The sequence below is a fragment of the Roseovarius sp. THAF27 genome, assembly GCF_009363655.1.
GTDB lineage: Bacteria > Pseudomonadota > Alphaproteobacteria > Rhodobacterales > Rhodobacteraceae > Roseovarius.
The window spans coordinates 192,692-212,502 of the sequence record NZ_CP045393.1 but is presented as its reverse complement, the minus strand read 5'-3'; the positions used below and the strand labels follow the sequence as shown (position 1 = coordinate 212,502).

Annotated in this window: 22 protein-coding genes; 11 read left to right on the top strand and 11 right to left on the bottom strand. The window is 64.7% G+C overall.

The genetic code is table 11. The annotated features are described in order from the left end of the window. Positions 1–86 precede the first annotated feature (86 nt). Entirely contained in the window at positions 87–746 is a 660-nt protein-coding gene (locus FIU89_RS01030) for a sigma-70 family RNA polymerase sigma factor (RefSeq protein WP_152494358.1), read from the top strand. An 8-nt stretch (positions 747–754) separates the two neighbouring features. Beyond that, a complete protein-coding gene (locus tag FIU89_RS01025; protein ID WP_152494357.1) occupies positions 755–1,405 on the top strand; it encodes a ChrR family anti-sigma-E factor in 651 nt (216 codons plus the stop codon). A gap of 102 nt (positions 1,406–1,507) precedes the next feature. Here the strand turns inward: FIU89_RS01025 and FIU89_RS01020 are convergent, their stop codons facing one another. Continuing rightward, complete coding sequence (locus FIU89_RS01020; RefSeq protein WP_152490885.1) at positions 1,508–1,918, bottom strand: helix-turn-helix domain-containing protein; 411 nt, start codon at positions 1,916–1,918, stop codon at positions 1,508–1,510. Positions 1,919–1,986: 68 nt separating this feature from the next. Here FIU89_RS01020 and FIU89_RS01015 point away from each other — a divergent pair, with 68 nt between their 5' ends. Then, on the top strand, positions 1,987–3,402 hold the full coding sequence (locus FIU89_RS01015) for an MFS transporter (protein ID WP_152490884.1): 1,416 nt from the start codon (positions 1,987–1,989) through the stop codon (positions 3,400–3,402). A 236-nt stretch (positions 3,403–3,638) separates the two neighbouring features. Here the strand turns inward: FIU89_RS01015 and FIU89_RS01010 are convergent, their stop codons facing one another. Next, positions 3,639–4,382, bottom strand: coding sequence for a glutamine amidotransferase (locus FIU89_RS01010; RefSeq protein ID WP_152490883.1), 744 nt, complete (start codon positions 4,380–4,382; stop codon positions 3,639–3,641). 192 nt (positions 4,383–4,574) lie between these two features. Here FIU89_RS01010 and FIU89_RS01005 point away from each other — a divergent pair, with 192 nt between their 5' ends. Continuing rightward, positions 4,575–5,795, top strand: coding sequence for a 3-deoxy-D-manno-octulosonic acid transferase (locus FIU89_RS01005; RefSeq protein WP_152490882.1), 1,221 nt, complete (start codon positions 4,575–4,577; stop codon positions 5,793–5,795). After that, positions 5,795–6,787 (top strand): tetraacyldisaccharide 4'-kinase, encoded by a 993-nt coding sequence (lpxK, locus tag FIU89_RS01000; protein ID WP_152490881.1) that lies wholly within the window; start codon positions 5,795–5,797, stop codon positions 6,785–6,787. The genes FIU89_RS01005 and lpxK overlap by 1 nt, the downstream gene beginning before the upstream one ends. Positions 6,788–6,853: 66 nt before the next feature. Here lpxK and FIU89_RS00995 read toward each other — a convergent pair whose 3' ends face one another. The 3 genes from FIU89_RS00995 to FIU89_RS00985 are packed head-to-tail and all read right to left on the bottom strand — an operon-like array spanning position 6,854 to position 9,201. After that, positions 6,854–7,975: a CaiB/BaiF CoA-transferase family protein gene (locus tag FIU89_RS00995; protein ID WP_152490880.1), complete on the bottom strand. Its 1,122-nt coding sequence runs from the start codon at positions 7,973–7,975 to the stop codon at positions 6,854–6,856. Beyond that, complete coding sequence (locus FIU89_RS00990; protein ID WP_152490879.1) at positions 7,972–8,673, bottom strand: DsbA family protein; 702 nt, start codon at positions 8,671–8,673, stop codon at positions 7,972–7,974. Before FIU89_RS00990 ends, FIU89_RS00995 begins: the two co-directional genes overlap by 4 nt. 9 nt (positions 8,674–8,682) lie before the next feature. After that, positions 8,683–9,201 (bottom strand): DUF721 domain-containing protein, encoded by a 519-nt coding sequence (locus FIU89_RS00985; RefSeq protein WP_152490878.1) that lies wholly within the window; start codon positions 9,199–9,201, stop codon positions 8,683–8,685. Between the two features lie 83 nt (positions 9,202–9,284). Between FIU89_RS00985 and mutY the strand changes: the two genes are divergently transcribed. Together mutY and FIU89_RS00975 are read left to right on the top strand one after the other, a co-directional pair. Beyond that, positions 9,285–10,364, top strand: a complete 1,080-nt coding sequence (mutY, locus tag FIU89_RS00980; RefSeq protein WP_152490877.1) for an A/G-specific adenine glycosylase — start codon at positions 9,285–9,287, stop codon at positions 10,362–10,364. 66 nt (positions 10,365–10,430) lie between these two features. Beyond that, positions 10,431–11,591, top strand: coding sequence for an alkane 1-monooxygenase (locus tag FIU89_RS00975; RefSeq protein WP_152490876.1), 1,161 nt, complete (start codon positions 10,431–10,433; stop codon positions 11,589–11,591). Positions 11,592–11,710: 119 nt separating this feature from the next. Here the strand turns inward: FIU89_RS00975 and FIU89_RS00970 are convergent, their stop codons facing one another. The 3 genes from FIU89_RS00970 to petA are packed head-to-tail and all read right to left on the bottom strand — an operon-like array spanning position 11,711 to position 14,448. Next, positions 11,711–12,499: a cytochrome c1 gene (locus tag FIU89_RS00970; protein WP_152490875.1), complete on the bottom strand. Its 789-nt coding sequence runs from the start codon at positions 12,497–12,499 to the stop codon at positions 11,711–11,713. Between the two features lie 17 nt (positions 12,500–12,516). Beyond that, positions 12,517–13,857 (bottom strand): cytochrome b, encoded by a 1,341-nt coding sequence (gene petB / locus FIU89_RS00965; RefSeq protein ID WP_152490874.1) that lies wholly within the window; start codon positions 13,855–13,857, stop codon positions 12,517–12,519. A gap of 12 nt (positions 13,858–13,869) precedes the next feature. After that, entirely contained in the window at positions 13,870–14,448 is a 579-nt protein-coding gene (gene petA, locus FIU89_RS00960; RefSeq protein ID WP_152490873.1) for a ubiquinol-cytochrome c reductase iron-sulfur subunit, read from the bottom strand. A gap of 224 nt (positions 14,449–14,672) precedes the next feature. Here petA and FIU89_RS00955 point away from each other — a divergent pair, with 224 nt between their 5' ends. The 4 genes from FIU89_RS00955 (at position 14,673) to FIU89_RS00940 (ending at position 18,043) form a co-directional block, all read left to right on the top strand. Next, on the top strand, positions 14,673–15,353 hold the full coding sequence (locus FIU89_RS00955; protein WP_152490872.1) for an outer membrane protein: 681 nt from the start codon (positions 14,673–14,675) through the stop codon (positions 15,351–15,353). Between the two features lie 40 nt (positions 15,354–15,393). Beyond that, the gene (locus FIU89_RS00950; protein ID WP_152490871.1) at positions 15,394–15,786 is read left to right on the top strand and encodes a hypothetical protein; all 393 of its coding nucleotides are present in this window, start codon (positions 15,394–15,396) and stop codon (positions 15,784–15,786) included. A 44-nt stretch (positions 15,787–15,830) separates the two neighbouring features. Next, the gene (locus tag FIU89_RS00945; protein WP_152490870.1) at positions 15,831–17,237 is read left to right on the top strand and encodes a PepSY domain-containing protein; all 1,407 of its coding nucleotides are present in this window, start codon (positions 15,831–15,833) and stop codon (positions 17,235–17,237) included. 104 nt (positions 17,238–17,341) lie between these two features. Further along, positions 17,342–18,043, top strand: a complete 702-nt coding sequence (locus FIU89_RS00940) for a calcium-binding protein (protein WP_172977983.1) — start codon at positions 17,342–17,344, stop codon at positions 18,041–18,043. 1 nt (position 18,044) lies between these two features. Here the strand turns inward: FIU89_RS00940 and FIU89_RS00935 are convergent, their stop codons facing one another. The 3 genes from FIU89_RS00935 to FIU89_RS00925 all read right to left on the bottom strand — a co-directional run bounded on the left by FIU89_RS00935 (position 18,045) and on the right by FIU89_RS00925 (position 19,801). After that, positions 18,045–18,647, bottom strand: coding sequence for a glutathione S-transferase family protein (locus FIU89_RS00935; RefSeq protein WP_152490868.1), 603 nt, complete (start codon positions 18,645–18,647; stop codon positions 18,045–18,047). 60 nt (positions 18,648–18,707) lie between these two features. Next, the gene (locus FIU89_RS00930; RefSeq protein WP_152490867.1) at positions 18,708–19,328 is read right to left on the bottom strand and encodes an FMN-binding negative transcriptional regulator; all 621 of its coding nucleotides are present in this window, start codon (positions 19,326–19,328) and stop codon (positions 18,708–18,710) included. 83 nt (positions 19,329–19,411) lie between these two features. Further along, positions 19,412–19,801, bottom strand: coding sequence for a nuclear transport factor 2 family protein (locus FIU89_RS00925; RefSeq protein ID WP_152490866.1), 390 nt, complete (start codon positions 19,799–19,801; stop codon positions 19,412–19,414). Between the last annotated feature and the right edge of the window lie 10 nt (positions 19,802–19,811).

The following is a 19,811-nucleotide window of genomic DNA, read 5'->3' as shown; positions in this document are numbered from 1 at the left end:
TAAGGTACGACCATGCGTCGAAATCGGATGCAAAGAAACCGACTGAATTTTTTGATCCGATCCGGCAACGGTCGCGTAGCAAGGACATGTTCAGTGACGCTGACGCCATCGATATCACCGGCCTCCGTGCCGACACCCCGCCTCAGGCGGGCGTGCTCCTTTCGATCCGTGGCAAAGGCAAGAGTATTGAACCGGTGATCGAGAAGACGGAAGAGCATACCCAGGACTGGGAGCAAATCATCGACCGGATACGCGACCAGCGCGACCGCGCCGCCTTTCAGCGGCTGTTCTCGCATTTCGCGCCGCGGGTCAAAGCCTTCCTGATGAAGTCCGGCACCGACGCGTCACTGGCCGAGGAATGCGCACAGGAGGTCATGGCGACCCTCTGGCAGAAGGCCCACATGTTCGATCCCTCCCGCGCCAGCGCGGCGACCTGGATCTTCACCATCGCGCGGAACCGCAGGATTGACGCGATCCGCAAGCAAAGACGACCCGAGCCCGAGGATTTGCCCTGGGGCCCGGAGCAGGAACCGGACCAGGCCGATGCCCTGGCCCTGCAACAGGAGAGCGAAAAACTGGGCGCCGCCATTGCGCAGCTGCCCGAAAAACAGAAGGACCTGATAGAAAAGGCCTATTTCGGGGATCTCACCCATTCCGAGATCGCCGAGGAAACCGGCCTCCCGCTCGGGACCATCAAATCGAGGATCAGACTGGCGCTGGACCGCCTGCGCCACCAGATGAAGTGATGACGACGATGACAGACACGATCAAACACCACCTGAGTGACAAGCTGCTCATGGGCTATTCCGCGGGCACCCTGCCCGAGGCGTTCAGTCTCGCGGTGGCCGCGCATATCTCCATGTGCGACGAATGCCGCGCCCGTCTTGCGTCCTTCGACGCGGTCGGCGGCGCCCTGATGGAGGATTGCGGCGATGCCGCCCTGTCCGACACCGCGTTCCAGGACACCCTGGCCCTGATCGACGCCGCCGACCTCTCCGCGCCCGAGCCTACCCAGAGGGCCTCCGGCACGTTGCCGCGCCCGGTGCAGGACTATATCGGCGGCGACCTCGACGCGGTCAAATGGAAATCCGTCGGCATGGGCGTGAAACAGGCGATCCTGCCCACCTCGCGCGAGGCCACGGCCCGCCTCCTCTTCATCCCCGCCGGCGCCGCCGTCCCCGACCACGGCCACCGCGGCACGGAACTGACACTGGTGCTGCAAGGCGCCTTCGCCGACGAGGTCGACCGCTTCGGCCCCGGCGATATCGAGATCGCGGGCGAAGAGCTCGACCACACGCCCGTGGCCGAAGTGGGCGCCGACTGCATCTGCCTCGCCGTCACCGACGCCCCCCTGCGCTTCCGCGGCTTCCTGCCCCGCATCGCGCAGCCCTTCCTGCGGATCTGACGTTTCAGCGGCGGCAGCTTTACCGCGTGCCGGTCCACCATCCAGGCGAAGTTTCCAATGCGTTCCGACCTGGCGACGTCGGCTTTCAGACCGGCTGCGAACTCATCGCTTCCCGGCGCTCATAGAGCGCGCTGCAAACTGCATGAGGCGTTTGAATTTTGGGCAATCCATATGGTTCTCCTCCGGGCAATCCGCCACGTGCCGCAGCGCATCGCGCAGTCTGGTGAGGCCGCGTATCTGGTCATCAAGCGCGTCTGCACGAAGATGCAACTCCGCGCGAGGCAACTGCGGTGATCCATCCCGGGCGAACATCGCTTTGATGTCCTCAAGCGAGAACCCAGCCATTTTGCCAAGTGAAATCAACGCAATCTGGGTAACGACCGGGGCGTCGAACTGTCGTCGCAGGCCGTGCCTTCCGACCGACCGGATCAGTCCGATTTCCTCGTAATATCGCAACGTCGAGGGAGGCAGGCCGCTCTTTTCCGACAGCACACCGATATCAAGCAGTTTCATGGTTGACCTCAAGTTGACTTGAAGTGGCAATGTAGCAACCGACCGCATCAAGAACAAGAGCGCCCCCTATGACCAGAACCGAACAGACCCGATTGCCCATTGCCACGTTGATCACTCTTGCCGCCGCCACGCTGACCGCATCTCTGGGCATAAGCATCGCGTCGGTCTTGCTCCCGAAACTTACACAGGTCTTCTCGGCGACGGTCTCGGGCGTCCAATGGATTGTGCTGATCTACCTCATGTCCATAACCATCGCCATCGTCCCGGCCGGACGGTTGGGCGACCTGTACGGTCATCGCCGCGTGTTCACCTGCGGTCTCTTGATCTTCATCGTCGCATCGGTTCTCTGCACCACCGCGCCAGACCTTGGCGTGCTGATCGCCGGACGTGCATTGCAAGGGCTAGGCGGCGCTGTTCTGATCGCGCTTCCGATGTCGATGGCGCGCGATCTTGTTCCGACCGAGCGGCTTGGCACGGCAATGGGGTTACTGGGTACGACCTCCGCCGCAGGCACCGCACCTGGTCCCTCGCTTGGCGGTGGACTGCTCTCTTGGAGCGATTGGCGGATGGCCTTTTGGCTCCTTGCAGCGCTTGGAACTGCCACACTCATTCTTGCCGTCACCGCGTTGCCCCGAAATCCCGCAACGCGGGTCGCATCCATCAAGGAACTGGATCTGCCGGGAACATTTGTACTGGCTATTGCTCTGTCTGCCTATGCGCTTGCGACAAGCGGTGACGCGGCCGGCATCCTGATTCAGCCCATGATGCTGTTCGCAGTTGCCCTGATCGGGATCGCCTTGTTTGTGATTGTCGAAACCAGGGTGTCTTCACCGCTCGTTCCGCTGAGACTGCTTCGCGACCGCACAACCTGTATTGGCTTTGTCATGAACATGACGGTTGGCACCGTCATGATGTCCACCCTCGTCGTCGGGCCATTTTTCCTGGCATTTTCTCTTGGATTGAACGTCGCGCTGGTCGGGTTGGTTCTGGCCGTCGGTCCAGCCGTATCCGCGCTTTCCGGCGTTCCAGCGGGCCGATTGACGGATCGGGTGGGCGCATCCCGCGTGATCCTGATCGGCCTCCTGCAGGCTGTCTTCGGATTGCTGTGTCTTGCTTTTCTACCCCTATTTTTTGGGGTTGGCGGGTATGTCGTGGCGCTTGTCGTGCTGACCCCGGCCTTTCAGCTGTTTCTAGCCGCCAACAACACACTCGTGATGGTGGGGTCCGACAAAAAGCAACGTGGCCGTCTCTCGGGTTTGCTTGGCTTGTCGCGAAACCTGGGGCTGATGACGGGTGCTTCCGCTATCCCCGCCTTGTTTGTCGGGTTCCTTGGCACAGGCAATGTCGCGGAAGCATCGGCGAGGGATGTGGCACATGCCTTTTCCCTGACGTTTGTCGTCGCCGCAAGTTTGGCAATGGTCACGTTGAGTTTGGCGATCTACGACCGTGCCGGTCGCTCGCGTGGCGTAACGCCTGTTGCTTAATGAGCCGCCATTCGTTCAAAGTACAGCACTCGTCAAAGAGCGCTCGAAGCCGACAGTCCACCTGGCCGACCGGGCCGCTATCATCACCCCCCCTCCCGGGCTTGACCCGGGACCTCCCGGACATGCGCCGACCCTCCGCACCTTCCGTTAACCAACCGGCGCCTGACAGTTGCACCGCCGCGATACCACCCGGATACCGACGCGATACCGACGCGGTTTCGGACGCCCCGGCGGGCTTAACCCTTGCCGTACCTCTGTACGAAATTCCGCAGGATCATCTCGGGTGCGAACACGTCCGCCGCGCGGCACATGGCGATCAGATCCTCCGCGTCCTCGGGCGGGAAATAGCCCCGATCGCGGTAGATCCTGATCCGCGTCTCGAACCCGTCCGCATCCGCCTCGGGGTGGAACTGCGTGGCATAGACATTCTCTTTGTACCGCAACATCTGGTATGGACACGCCTCGGATCTCACAAGATGCACGCATTCTTCCGGCAGGTCCTGCAAGGCCTCCTTGTGCCCCACGAACGCGTCGAACGCCGTCGGAACGCCCGCCAGCAGCGCATCGTCCTTGCCCTCCGGCGTGACTTCGCAGGCCGATGTGCCCACCGCCTCGCCAAAGGCCCGCTTGCTGACATCGCCCTGCAGGTGCGCCCCAAGGATTCCGATCCCGTAACAGCAACCCAGGAAAGGAAAATCCCGCTCCGTCACCTTGGGCATCAGCCCCAGAACATCCGCCTCGATCCGCGCCTCGATCTCGGATTTTTGCTCCGGCGCATCGCTCACACAGCCCGGACCGCCCCCGACGATCACACCCGAAAAAGCATCCAGATCAATGTCTTCCGGCAACCTCTCCCGGTCCATCCGGATCCGCCGCGCGGCGCCGGCCTCCAATCCGCCCTTGCGCAGGATCGCCGCGAACTCGTCATCGGACGCCTCGGTTTCCGGGCGCAGTTGCAGGATCAGGAAAGGCTTGGTCATGGTCCATGGCTCCGGCAAGGGGTCCTGTCCATTGGCCTCATTCCGGCGCGCAGGTCAACCCACCCGCATCCCTTGACCCCGCTTGGCAATAGAATACCCTGCGCCACGACCGGCCGCCGCGAGGAATGCAACGGTGCCATTCTGCTACAGACATGATTTCACGGCGTTATTACGCATCGCAAGGGGTCCGGCATGAGCCGCTCCCTCAGCCTCGCGGCGTATCTCGCCTATGCCCGTCGCGGACCGGCCCGGCCCTACACCCCCAGCCGGGAGCGCCCCTCCGGCCCGTTGTTCTGGGCTCATGCCGCCGACAGCGGCCACGCCGGCGCCTTGCTGCAGCTCTTCGACCGCCTGCGCCTCTACCGTCCGAAACTCTCGCTTCTGCTGACCTCGACGGACACGCCCCCGGCAACGCCCTATCGGGACCGGACCGAAGTCATCTTCGAACAGCTGCCCGAAGACAGTGTCGCCACCGCCGAGGCGTTTCTTGGCTGCTGGCGTCCCGACATCGCCCTCTGGACAGGTGGCGGCCTTCAGCCCGCCCTGTTGGATCGCACCGCGGAGATGCACATTCCCATCGCGCTCGTCGATGCCACCGAATCCGCGCTGGCGCGTCCCGCCTGGCGCTGGTTTCCCGACCTGCCCCGCGCCCTGTTGCGCCAGTTCGAGTTCGTCATGGCCCGAGACGAGGCCTCGGCCCGCTTTCTGCGCCGCATGGGCGTGCCCGAACGCGTGGTCTCGGTCACCGGCCCGCTGCTCGAAGGCACCGTGTCCCTGCCCTACAACGAGTCCGACCGCGCCGACCTCGCCGCCACCTTGCTGGGCCGTCCGATCTGGCTGGCCGCGATGATCCGCCCCGAAGAGATCGAGACCGTGCTTGACGCCCATCGTGAGATCAGCCGTTTCTCGCACCGGACCCTGCTGGTCATGGCGCCCGAAACCCCGGAGGAGACGGCGCCTTTCCGCGCCGCGCTGGGCGACGCCGGAATGCGGCATATCACCTGGTCCGAAGGCGCGCTGCCGGACGAGACCACCCAGGTGATCCTGGCCGACACACGCGGCGAAATGGGGCTTTGGTACCGCCTTGCGCCGACCACCTTTCTCGGCAGTTCGCTGGTCTCCGGCGCGCATGGATACGACCCGAACGAACCCGCGGCGCACGGCTCGGCCATCCTTTACGGCCCCAATATCCGCCGGTATCTCAACAGCTATTCCCGCTTTGCCGAGGCCGGCGCGGCCCGCATCGTTCGCGATGCCGAAACCCTGGCCGCCGCGGTCAAACGCCTGATCCCCCCCGATCAGTCCGCCGGCATGGCCCATGCGGCCTGGGAGGTCGCCTCGCGCAGCGCCGGGCTGACCGACCGTATCGCCGACCTGCTGAACGACCGGCTCGACCGGCTGGAGGAACATTGATGCGCGCACCCGGCTTCTGGGACAGCACCCCCGACCGGCCCGGACTACGGGCACGGCTTCTGTCGCCCCTGGGCCGCGCCTATGCCCGCGCCACCGCCCGCCGCGTGGCCAGGGCGCCGGAGTTCCGCGCAGAGGTTCCGGTGATCTGCGTCGGCAACCTCAATGCCGGCGGCACCGGCAAGACGCCGACGGTGATCGCGCTCGTCCAGCACTTGCAATCGCGCGGCAGGACCGTTGCCGTCATTTCCCGCGGCCACGGCGGCGCGCTCGACGGCCCCGTCGAGGTGAACGAGCGCACTCACACTGCCCGGGATGTCGGCGACGAACCCCTGCTGGTCGCCGCCTTCACCCGCACCTGGATCGCCCGCGACAGGGCCGCCGCAGCAAGGGCGGCAGCGGCCTCGAACCCGGATGTGATCATCATGGATGACGGTCACCAGAACCCGTCCGTGGCGCGCGACCTGTCGCTTGTCGTGGTCGATGCGGTCAAGGGCTTCGGCAATGGCCGTTGCCTGCCGGCCGGCCCCCTGCGCGAGCCCGTGGAAACCGGCCTCGACCGCGCCGATCTTCTGCTGTCGATCGGCCCCGACGCCGCGCAGATCGCGTTTCGCAAGACCTGGGGCCACGTCATCCTGATCCCCCACGTGAACGGCAGGCTGGACCCGTTGCAGACCGGCATGGACTGGACCGGCACGCGCTTTCTCGCCTTCGCGGGCATCGGCCACCCGGAGAAATTCTTCGCCACCCTGCGCGGCCTCGGCGCCGACCTTTCGCGGGCCGAGGCGCTGGACGATCACCAGCCCCTGACCGAGGCTCTGATGACCCGGCTGGAAAACGAGGCCGCGCTCATTCACGCCCAGCTCGTCACCACCGAAAAGGACGCGGTCCGCCTGCCCCCGGCCTTCCGCCGCAAGGTCCTGACCTTGCCGGTCCGGCTGACGCTGTCCGACTGGGCGCCGCTGGATGCCAAGCTGGAAAACCTCGGCCTCTGATCCGGCTTTTTCTTGCCCTAAATACTCAAATCAAAAAATAGAGCGTGGCGCAGCCACACAATTTGATCACGCCGGGTCATCCTCGCCCAGCTTCGGCGAGGCGCGTCCCAGCGACAGATCCGCATCGGAAAACCGCATCGGGCTGCGCACGCCCGGCACCCCGTCAACCTCCACCATCAGCCCCCGCGCAACGACCTGCGGATCGGCAAATACCTCTTCCATGTCGTTGATCGGCCCCACCGGCACGCCCTGCGCCTCGCACCCGGCTTGCAACGCGGCCTTGCTCAGCCCCTTGGTGTACCCGGTCAGCGCCTCTGTCAGCGCATCGCGATGCGCCACCCGGTCGGCATTGGTGGCATAGTCCGGCGCCGCCTTGACGTCCGTCGCGCCCAGCACGTCGCAGAACCGCCCGAACTGCACGTCGTTGCCCACCGCCACGATCAGGAAACCGTCCGAACATTCGAACACCTGGTAGGGCGACAGGTTCGGATGCTGGTTGCCCAGCCTTTGCGGCGGCGTGCCCGTGGCCAGATAATTCATCGCCTGGTTCGCGGTCACCGCCACCGCCGTATCCAGAAGCGCCATGTCGATATGCTGGCCCTTGCCCGTCGCCTGCCGCTGGTGCAATGCGGCCAGGATCGCGGTGCTGGCATAGACGCCGGTGAAGATATCCGTCACCGCCACGCCCACCTTCACCGGCTGGCCTTCGGGATCGCCGGTCATGCTCATCAGCCCCGACATGCCCTGGATGATATAGTCATACCCGGCCTTGCCCGCATAGGGCCCGTCCTGCCCGAACCCGGTGATCGAGCAATAGATCAACCCCGGGTTCACTGTCGCAAGGCTCGGGTAATCCAACCCGTATTTCGCCAGACCGCCGACCTTGAAATTCTCGATCAGGATGTCGGCCTCCGCCACCAGCTCACGGACACGGGCCTGTCCCGCCCCGGTGCGGAAATCCACCGTGACGCTCTGCTTGCCACGGTTGCACGAATGGAAATAGGCGGCCGAGCGGTCGCCGTCACGCTCGATGAACGGAGGCCCCCACTGGCGCGTATCGTCGCCCGCGGGGCTTTCCACCTTGATCACCTCTGCGCCCAGGTCCGCCAGAACCTGCCCGGCCCAGGGGCCGGCCAGGATTCGGGCTAGCTCGACGACCTTCAGCCCGGCCAGCGGTGCGGGCTTCATTCCGCCAGTTGGTCGTCGATCATCGCCTTCAACTCGTCATAGGACATGTTGGAATGCGTCTCGCCGTTGATCACCAGCGTCGGCGTCGAATTCACGTCGTCGGCCTCGGCATTCTCCTGGAACCAGGCCACCAACGTCTTGGCCTTGTCGGCATCGTTCAGGCAGGCATCCAGCTGGTCGTCGTCCAGCCCCGCGACCTTGCCGATCTTGCGCAGCCGCTCCGAGATGGCCACCGGGTCCTGCCCGTCGCCGATCCAGTCCTTCTGCTGGTCATAGATCATCTCGGTGATGCCAAAGAACCGCTCTTCGCCGCCGCAGCGCGCCACCATCGACGCCCACAGGCCATAGCGGTCGAAATAGACATCGCGATAGGTGAAATGCACCTTCCCCGCGTCGATATACTCGGACTTCAGCTGCTTGAACTGGTTCTCGTGGAAATTCGCGCAATGCGGACAGGTGAAGGACGCGTATTCGACGATCTTCACCGGCGCGCTTTCCTCGCCCAGGGTCATTTCCACGATCGAGGACGTGTCGATCTCTTCCGCCGGCGCGTCCGACCCCTCCTGCGCATTGGCGGCACCCGGCAGGTCGATCACACCGCTGCTTTCGGTGAGTTTTCCGGTCTGCCCGCTCAGCCACCAGCCGCCGCCGGCCGCCAGGACAAGGGCCGCGGCCCCGGAAAGAAGCACGTTTTTCATCTCATCACCTTACGATTTCTGCGTGTTGCTTTTCGATAGTACGTTGCGGCCCAGCATTTCCAGCGCATCGCGCAGCCCGGCATCGCCCACGGGCTGCGCCAGCTTGGCGGCCGCGGCCACGGTCATTTCGCTGGGCGCGGGCTTGGCTGCCGGCTTGGGCCGGTGCTCGAAGCTCGCCTGCCCTTCGGCAAACCCGGTGGGAGCGGTCTGGGTGATCTGAACGCGCGCGATGGCGTTATAGCCATATGCGGTGTTCACCCGCTCGCGCAGCGTTTCCTTCTGCATTTCCAGCATCGGCGCCTGCGCGCCCGTGGTCAGCACGACCAGCGTCGCGCCCAGGCCATGACGGGGATAGGTCACCTTGACGGGTCGGCATATCGCGGCGATCTCTTCCCCCGCGATCTCGGGCCAGTGCGTCACCACGCGCGACACCGCAAAGCCCCGGCTTTCCGAGGCTTTCCGGATCCGCGCCCCCAACAGGGCACCGCTGCGCTTGAAGCCTTTCGTCGTGCCCCGATACGCGGGCATGGCTGACCTCCCGTTTCCTCGCCCTAATGTAGAGGGTATGAGGATGAACGACAAACGCAAAGCTGGCAAAGGCGGGATAACAGATGCGTGACACCGAGATGAGCACGGCCTTGCTGGACTGGTACGACCGCCACGCACGCCAGATGCCGTGGCGCGTGCCCCCGGATGCGAAAAAGGCCGGGGTGCGCCCGGACCCCTACGCCGTCTGGCTCTCCGAGGTCATGCTGCAACAAACCACCGTCGCCGCCGTCAAAAGCTATTTCGAACGCTTCACCGCGCTCTGGCCCACCGTCACCGACCTCGCCGCCGCCGAGGATGCGCAGGTGATGGGAGAATGGGCGGGCCTGGGATATTATGCCCGCGCCCGCAACCTGTTGAAATGCGCCCGCGTGGTGGCGTCCGATCATGATGGACGGTTCCCCGGCACCGCCGCCGAGTTGCAAAAACTCCCCGGCATCGGCCCCTACACCGCCGCCGCCATCTCGGCCATCGCCTTCGATCAGACTTCGGTGGTGGTCGACGGCAATGTCGAGCGGGTCATGGCCCGCCTCTACGACATCCACACCCCTCTGCCCGCCGCCAAGCCCGAACTGACCGAGGCCGCGGCAACCCTCACGCCCCGGGACCGCCCCGGCGACTATGCCCAAGCGGTGATGGACCTCGGCGCCACCATCTGCACGCCCCGCAGTCCCGCCTGCGGCATCTGCCCCTGGCGCACCCCCTGCGCCGCGCGCATGAATGGCACGCAGGTCGATCTGCCCAAAAAGACCCCGAAAAAGGCCAAGCCCACGCGGCTCGGCATCGCATATGTCGCTCGCCGTGCCGATGGCGCCTGGCTGCTGGAACGCCGCCCCGACAGCGGCCTTCTGGGCGGGATGCTCGGCTGGCCCGGCAGCGACTGGTCCGACGCGCCCACCCCCGCCCCGCCGCTGGAGGCCGACTGGCAGTTGCTGGAGGCCGAGGCGCGCCATACCTTCACCCATTTCCACCTGCGCCTGAAAATCGCCCTTGCCTGCCTTGGCCCGGACGCGGACAGTCCCTCCGACACCACCCGCTTCGTCCCCGCCCACGCCTTCAAACCGACCGACTTACCCACCGTCATGCGCAAGGTTTTTGACTTGGCCCGCGAACCCTTGCAAGACTGCGCCGCGAACCCGTCCTGAGGCGATTTGCGCAATCGTCCCGCACCCGCGCATCACGCTACAATCGCGGGCAAAAAGGTGAAGGCCATGCAGACCACCACGCCCAAATACCTTCCCGCCGACAAGGTCGAAACCCTCCGGCGCGCGCTGCCCTTCTGGGCCGCCTTCTCACTTGTCCCGCTGGCCGTCATCAGCGCCACCCAGGGCGGCTGGACGGTCTTCCTGCTGCCGCTCTTCACCTGGTATTTCTTCGCCGCGCTCGACGCCGTGCTAGGGCTGGAGCTCGACAATCTCGACCCCGAAACGCGCCAGCAGCATATCCGCATGTACACCGCCGTCACCGTGCTCTGGCCGCCGGTGCAGTTCTGCCTGCTTTTCTGGATGATCTGGTACGCCACCGGCCCCGGCGACGCGCATCTGAACGCTTTGGAAACCATCCTTCTGTTCTTCGGCATGGGCGTGATTTCCGGCACGGTCGGCATCAACTTCTCGCACGAACTCATGCACCAGAAAGGCAAGGGCGAGCGTTTCCTGGGCGACGCGCTCCTGTCGATGGTGCTCTACTCGCATTTCCGGTCCGAGCACCTTCAGGTCCATCACCGCCACGTCGGCACCCCGCGCGACCCCGTGACGGCCCGCTACAACGAGGGCTTCCACCGCTTCTTCCCCCGCGTCCTGCGCGAAAGCCTGATGTCCTCGTGGAAAGCCGAAAAGGCCCTGCTGGCCCGCAAGGGCAAGCCGTGGTGGGACCTCAAGAACCCGTTCTGGAAATACTGGGGCTTGCAGGCCTTCATGCTGCTCCTCGCCGCGCTCATCGGCGGCTGGATTGGGTTGGCGCTCTTTGTCTGGCAGGCCTTCATAGCCATCTGGCAGCTGGAACTGGTCAACTACGTCGAACATTACGGCCTCACCCGCAAGCACTTGGGCGACGGCAAGTACGAGCACGTCAAACCCCAGCACAGCTGGAACGCCGCGCAGAAGGCGTCGAACTGGCTGCTGATCAACCTGCAACGCCATTCCGACCACCACTACAAGCCCAACCGCCGCTTCCCGCTCCTGCAGAACTACTCCGAGGACGAGGCGCCGCAACTGCCCTATGGCTACCCGGTGATGACAGTGGCCGCGATGATCCCGCCGCTCTGGCGCCGGGTCATGAACCCCCGCGTCCGCCGCTGGCGCGAGAAATACTACCCCGAGATCACCGACTGGGAGCCCTACAACAAGGCGCTGAACCCGCTCCCGCGTTAGTCGTCGACCCTACACGGGATCGAGGCGCAGCAAGCGCGCATCGCCAATCCCCACTCCCCAAGCAAAAACCCCCGCTGCATCGCAACGGGGAATTCCATATCTCAGCGAAGGCCGGTCGTTCAGCTTTCGTATTTCTTCTTGATCGGCTTCCAGATCCGCTTGTTCGTCAGGTACAGCAGCACCGACAGCAGCGTCAGGAAGATCACCCCGGTCAGGCCCGCCTGCTTGCGATCCATCATCTTGGGTTCCGCCGTCCACATCAGGAAGGCCGCGACGTCCTTGGAGATCGCGCTCAGGTCGTTCTCGTGACCGTCGGCATACTCCACGTCCTCACCGTAAAGCGGCGGCGCCATGGCGATCCAGCCGCCGGGGAACGCCTCGTTCTCATAGAACGTGGTGCCGGCTTCTTCCTTGGTCTCGCCGGTATAGCTGGTCAGCAGCGAATAGATGTATTCCGGGCCGCCCATACCTTTCACAAGCTGGTTGATCCCGGTGCCTTCCGGCCCGTGGAACCCGGCGCGGGCTTTGGCCATCAGGCTCAGGTCCGGCGCGTTCTCCATGTTCGAGCCGGGGAAATGGTCGACCGGGCGTGCCGCGCGGAAATCATCCAGTTCCTCGTCGAAAACCTCGTAATTCTCGGCATAGGCGCGCACCTCGGCCTCCGAGAAATGCGGTCCGCCTTCATCGCCCAGCGTGCGCAGCGGCACGTATTGCAGGCCGTGGCACGCCGAACAGATCTCGGTATAGACCTGCAGGCCGCGCTGAAGCTGGAACTGGTCGAAGCTGCCGAACGGCCCCTCGAACGAGAAGTCCACGTCCTTTACGTGGCCCTCGCCGCCCGCGGCCATCACGCCGCCGGTCGAAAGGGCCAGGGCGGTAACTGCGCTGATCGCGACTGTCTTGAACATTTGCCTCGTCCTTTCTCTTACTCGGCCGGGCTGGCAACGGTGGCCGTGCCGCCGCTTGCCGCCTTGTGCGCCTCGAAATCCGCCTCGATGGTCTCGGGCTGCGGCAACGGTTTCTCGATCACGCCCAGCAGGGGCAGGATGATCAGGAAGTAGGCGAACCAGTAGGCCGACGCGATCAGCGAGTAGGTCGCGTAGGGCTCTTCCGCCGGACGCGCGCCCAGCCACATCAAGACGACAAAGTCGACCGCCAAGAGCCAGAACCACCACTTGAACATCGGGCGATACCGACCCGACCGCACCATCGAGGTGTCCAGCCAGGGCGCCAGCGCCATCACGGCAATCGCGCCGAACATCGCCAGCACGCCAAAGAACTTGGCGTCGATGATGCCGCCGGTGATGAACGATGCGAACTGCACCACCCACACTTCCGACGTGAACGCCCGCAGGATCGCGTAGAACGGCAGGAAATACCATTCGGGCACGATATGCGCCGGCGTCGCCAGGGCGTTGGCTTCGATATAGTTGTCGGGGTGGCCCAAGTAGTTCGGCATGAAGCCGACGATGGCAAAGAACACCGCCAAGATCACGGCCAGCGCAAAAAGGTCCTTGATCACGAAGTAGGGCCAGAACGGAACGGTGTCCTTCTCGGCCTCGGCCTTCGAGGTGCGGCGCACTTCGACACCCGTGGGGTTGTTGTTGCCCGTGGTGTGGAACGCCCAGATATGCACCGCGACCAGCGCGGCAATCACGAAGGGCAGCAGGTAATGCAGGCTGAAAAAGCGGTTCAGCGTGGCGTTGTCCACCGCCGGACCACCCAGCAGCCAGGTCTGGATCGGCTCACCGATCAGCGGGATCGCCCCGAAGAGGCCGGTAATCACCGTGGCACCCCAGAACGACATCTGCCCCCAGGGCAGCACGTAGCCCATGAAGGCCGTGCCCATCATCATCAGGTAGATCAGCATGCCCACGATCCATGTGATCTCGCGCGGAGCCTTGTAGGAACCGTAATAGAGCCCGCGGAAGATGTGCAGGTAGACCGCGAAGAAGAACAGCGATGCGCCGTTCATGTGCAGGTACCGGATCATGTGCCCGCCATTGACGTTGCGCATGATGTGCTCGATCGACGAGAACGCGTAATCCACATGCGGCGTATAGTGCATCACCAGCACGATCCCGGTGATGATCTGCAACGCCAGGCAGAAGGTCAGCACGATGCCCCAGATCCACATCCAGTTCAGGTTCTTGGGCGTGGGGATCATGATCGTGTCGTACAGAAGACCGACAATGGGAAGGCGGCGGTTCAGCCACTTTTCACCGCCGGTTTTCGGTTCGTAATGGTCGTGAGGAATTCCAGCCATCGTTGTTATTCCTTATCCCAGCTTAACGGTCGTTTCATCGACGAATTCGGCCACCGGCACCGGCAGGTTCTCCGGCGCGGGTCCCTTGCGGATGCGTCCCGCCGTGTCGTAGTGCGACCCGTGGCAGGGGCAGAACCAACCGCCCACACCGCTGTCCAGCACGTAATCGCCGGCATTGCTCAGCGGCACGCAGCCCAGGTGCGTGCAGACGCCGATCTGCACCAGCCACTCGCCGGTCTCGTCCAGCGCGCGGTTCTGGTCGGTGGCATCGGCCTCGCCCTGCAGGTTCTCGTTCCGGGCAATCGGGTCCGGCAGGCTCGAGACATCCACGTCACGCGCGGCCTCGATCTCGGCCTCGGTGCGGCGGCGGATGAAAACCGGCTTGCCCAGCCATTTCACCGTCAGCTGCGAGCCCTGGTCGACGCCCGAGACATCCACCCGGATCGAGCTGAGCGCCTGAACGTCGGCAGAGGGGTTCATCTGGTCGATCAGCGGCCAAACGGCTGCCCCGACCGCCACGGCGCCGGCGCCGCCGGTCGCGTAGTAGATGAAATCTCTGCGTGTGCCTTCGTGATCTTCTGCGTGGGACACGAGCCAATCTCCAATCTGTCTGAGCCTTCTCGGCAAACTCCCGCAAGCGGCGAACGGACGACTCCCCGTGCCGCGGTCAATCGGGTTATTATCCAACGATGACTGAGGCGTCCAGTGCACAATGCCAATCATTTGACCAGGGCGCTCATGTGTCGCGCTTGTGGCGTCTGAACAGCGGGTGTAAGCACGGCGCGACCCGACCTGTCGCTGAAAAGGCCCGTATCATGCTGAATTCCGTCCGAGTTTCCCTGTTTGCCCTCTTCGCCATGGCCAGCCCTGCCGCCGCCGAGATCGAGCTCAGCTTCTATCTTGGCGCGCAAGGCGCGAGCGAAAGCTCCGCCAGTGGCGTCCTGCCCAACGGTGGCGCCGCGTTCAACCGCAACATCGGCTGGGAAGGCAAGCCTTTCGACGCGCCCATCTATTACGGCGGCCGCGCGATGTACTGGACCGACACCAACTGGGGCTTCGGGCTCGAGGGCACGCACACCAAGGCCTACATGCCCAGCGGTGACGCCGCTGCCGTCGGCCTCACCCGGTTCGAGCTGTCGGACGGCCACAACATCTTCACCGCCAACGTCATGAAACGCTGGCCCGGCGCCTTCAACCAGGGCCGCTTCACGCCCTATGTCGGCGGTGGTCTCGGCGTTGCCATCCCACATGTCGACGCATTGGCTGTGGGCGCCACCAACCGCACCTACGACTACGAAAACACCGGCGTCGCGGTGCGCGGCATCGCCGGCATCAAGTACAATTTCACCGACCGCTGGGCGCTCTTCGGCGAATATCAGATGACCTATTCCGAGAACGACATCACCATCGACGGCGATCCCGGCCAGCCTGACGGCAAACTCAGCACCGACCTGCTGACCCACGCGGTCAATGTCGGCATCAGCTACAGCTTCTAAGATCTGGCGCGCCCCCGCCGGGGCGCGCTATTGACCCCACATGAAACCGAAACGCCCTCCCCGCTCCGGCGCGACACGCAGCATCGGCCTGATGCTGCTCTGGGCGTTCGTTTCCGTCTTCACCGCCTTTTCGTCCTTCGCGCCGGGAACCATGCCCCAGTTCCAGCCCGGCGGCATCACCGTCGTTCTGTGTACCGGCGACGCCCAGCGCAGCATCACCGTCGATGAAAACGGCACCCCGGTCGAGGCGCAGGACGTGCCTTGCCCCTGGGTCACCCATGCCAAGGCCGCCGATCCGGCCGTCTCCCCGATCGTCGCGGCACATACGATCCGCGCCACCCACCGCAACGCCGTCGTCTATCACGCGGCAGCCCCGCTTCCGCGCCCCGGCTTCCCCCCGGCGCAACCCCGCGCACCCCCCGCATACCTTTGATCTGACTGCACTTACCCAACTGCTTCATTTCAAAGGAGAACCTCATGGTTTCCGACCCTACTCCCATGGGCGCGGCCCCGACCGCCGCGCATGACCCGCAAAAACTCTACCGCGCCGCGTGGCGCTGGCACTTCTACGCCGGGCTCTACGTCATCCCCTTCTTCGCCCTTCTGGCCATCACCAGCATGATGATGCTCTGGATCGCGCATCTTGATGGCCGCGACGGCGAACGCATCCCGGTCACGGCCCTCGACGCCCCCGTCGCCCTTTCCGAGCAAGCCAAGGCCGCCCTCGCCGCCATCCCCGATGGCGATCTCCGCGCATATATCGCGCCCCGCACCGGCGATGTCGCCGCCGTCTTCCGCGTCGACGATACCACCGGCCCGCAAATGGTCGCCGTCGATCCCTACACCGCCCAGGTCATCCAAAGCTGGCCGCGCCGCAGCGGCTGGTACGACTTTGCCGACAACCTGCACAGCGACCTGATGCTGGGCGTCACCGGCGACCGGATGCTGGAAATCGCCGCCTCGATCGGCATGGTCCTGATCGCCACCGGCCTATACATGTGGTGGCCCCGCGGCGGCAGCACCTGGCGCGACGCTCTGTTGCCCCGGCTTGGCAAAGGTCGCGCCGGCTGGCGCTCCCTGCACGGCGCAGCCGGCTTCTGGATCTCGATCATCCTGATCTTCTTCCTGCTTTCGGGCCTCTCTTGGACGGGTGTATGGGGCGCGAAAATGGTCCAGGCCTGGAGCCAGTTCCCCGCCGAGAAATGGGACAACGTCCCCCTTTCCGACGCCACCCATGCCAGCCTCAATGCCGGCCGCGCCGATGTGCCCTGGGTGCTGGAACAGACGCCCCTGCCGGCCTCGGGCAGCCAAGCCGGCACAGACGTCCTCGCCCCCGGCACGCCTGTCAATATCGACAGCATGGATGCGCTCGCGCGCCAGATCGGCTTTGACGGGCGCTACCAGATGAACCTGCCCTCGGGCAAAACCGGCGTCTACACCTTCGGGCGGGATTCGATGAACACCGACGACGTAAACCCCACCACCGACCGCACGACGCACGTGGACCGCTACACCGGCAGGATCCTCGCCGATATCCGCTACGAGGATTACGCGCTCGCGGGCAAGGCCATGGCCGTGGGCATCGCGTTGCACATGGGCACGCTGGGCCTGTGGAGCGTTCTGGCCAACACCGCCTTCTGCCTGACCGTGCTGATGCTCTGCGTCACGGCGGTGGTGATGTGGTGGAAACGCCGCCCATCCGGCAGCGCCCGCCTCGCCCCGCCGCCGATGCCGTCCAACATGCCGCTCTGGTCCGGCGCGGTGCTGGTGGGTCTCTTGGTGTCCCTGGCCTTCCCGCTGGCGGGCCTGACCCTGATCGCGGTGATCGCACTCGATGTATTGGTCATTTCCCGCATCCCGCCGCTGCGACGCCTGCTAAGCTGAACCACATGGAATGGCCCGGGGATTCTCCACCCCGGGCCGCTTTCTTTGAACGCTTCCGCTCTGCGACCCGACACAGGATCATGTTCAACGCAGAGGACCACATTATGAAACGCGACAGCTTCCAGTTCTTCGGCAGTGCCAGCGACGACCTCACCGGCACGAAGTCCCCCAATGACGGCATTTTCAGCTTGGGCGGCCGTCCCGACCTGCCCGGCGACTTCACCGATGGCGAAGACAGCCACGATGGCGCACCCGGAGGCCGCGTCCTGCCCGGCGAGGTGCACGGAACGAAAGGCGACGACCATATCTTCGACACCAATACCGCCGATGGCTCGCGATACTACGGCTTCGCCGGCGACGACACGATCGAAACCGGCGCGGGAAATGACAGCGTCTTCGGCGGGCTGGGCAAAGACGTGATCATCGCCAATGGCGGCAACGACGTGATCGTTGGCGGCGAGGGCGACGACAACCTCTACGGCGAGGCCGGCAACGACAGCATCCACACCGGCGAAGGCGCCGATATCGTCTTTGGCGGCACAGGGGACGATTTCATCTTCCTGACCGACGACGGCGACGTGGACAGCGTCTATTTCATCCAGGGCAACGGCAACGACGTGATCGACAATTTCGAGATCGGGATCGACCAGGTCGGCATCGGCGGCTTCGGCTTCACCTCCTTCGCCGATATCGAAGGGCTTATCACCTATTCCGGCGATCAGGCGCTGATCGACTTCGGCAATGGCGACACGATCATCTTCACCGGCCTCGAAGCGCCGCTTGCCGCCGACGATTTCATCTTCTGACTCACTCCGGCGCGCTGGATTTCATGCTGTCGCGCTCGGAAAACGCCGCGAACCAGTCGTCCAGCGCGTCATTCCCCTTGCGCCACCCCCGGTCACCCAGCCGGAAATCCAGATACCCCAGCGCACAGCCCACCGCGATCTGCCCGGCATCAAGCGGGCCGCGCAGATGGCTCATCCACCGTGCGTTGATCGCCGCCACGCTGCGCGCGACCTTCTCCCACTGCGCCTCGATCCATGGCTCGTAGACCATGTTCTCGGGCCGCACCCGCCGCTCGTAGACCATGGCAAGCGCCGCGTCCAAAATCCCGTCCGCCGTCGCCTCCAGCGTCAGCGTCTCCCAGATCCGCCCTTGCGGATACAGCTTCGTCCCCGCCCGCGCATCCAGGTAGCGGCAGATCACCCGGCTGTCATAGAGCGTCGGCCCCTCGTCCCGGATCAGCGCCGGGATCTTGCCCACCGGGTTCGCCGCCGCCACGGTGGCATCGGTCGCCACCGGCGTGGTCGACACCTCGACCATCTCGACCTCGTCGATCAGCCCGGTCTCGATCAGGGTCACCTTCACCTTGCGCACATAGGGCGACGGTTTGGCGGAAATCAGATGCATCGTTCATGTCCTTCCGGTTTTTCCGGACGCTACGCCCTTCATGGCGCCCGGTCCAGCGGTCTAGCCTGTCGCATCCCGCATCAGCGCCGCGAGTGCCCCGACCTCGACGCCCATCCCCGACGCCTCCACCGCGTCGGCGGCCCGCAGCCGCACGTCATCGTCCTTGTTCTGGTTCAGCTTCCAGGTGCCGTGGATCTCGTCCACCCGCATCCGGCAGGGCACGATCTGCCGCATCATCCGCGCCATGACGTCCGGCGTCATCTTGTCGGACGTCCAGGGTGCCTTCGGCAACAGCTGATCCTCGAAATGCGCCGATTGCCGATCCAGAAGGTCCCGCAGCTCGGCCTCTGGCCGCAATTCCACCTCCCCTACCAGGTGCACTGCAACGTAATTCCACGTCGGCACCTGGTCCTCCACCCCGTACCAGTCCGGCGAGACATAAGAATACGGCCCCACCACAGCCAGCCGCGCATGCAAAGGCGCGGAGAGCGCCCGCGCGATGGGGTTCGACCGCACAAGATGAAACTCCGCGACCGCGCCATCCTCCGACAACAGGAACGGGATGTGGCTCACCAGCGGAGCGTCCTCGGTGCCAACCGCCAGCATCCCGAACGCCTGCGCCCGCGCGAATGCGATGTTCCGCGCCTCGGGCGTCTGGCGAAAGATCGGGTTGGGATGCATGGCGGGTCTCCTTCACGCTCACCATGTCGCGGTGGCGCCGCTCAAGGCCAGCAAAGAATTGTCCCCGTCACAATCGCGGCGCGTCACGGCTCCCGCGCCAGCGCGGCGGTATCGTGATACTCCACGATCTCGGTGATCTGCTCGTCCTTCACGGCAAAGAACAGCGCCAGACGCGTGTCGAACTGCCGCCCCGTCCCCTTGTGCGTGGCATGATGCGCGACCTGCGCCGCCGCCCGCTCACCGCTCACGATCAGGTCCACGATCCGGTAGCCGGTGATCTCCCACCGCGCCAGGATCGCGCCCACGGCGTCATAGAACGCCGCCTTGCCCGACACGTCACAGGTGAATTTCCCGCAATCCGGCTGGCCGTTGATCCGATACCGCAAATCCTCGGCCAACAACGCATCCAGCGTGGCGCTATCCCCACCCGCATAGGCCTCGACCGCCTTTTCGATAACATCCTGCGTCCGCATGTGAGCCTCC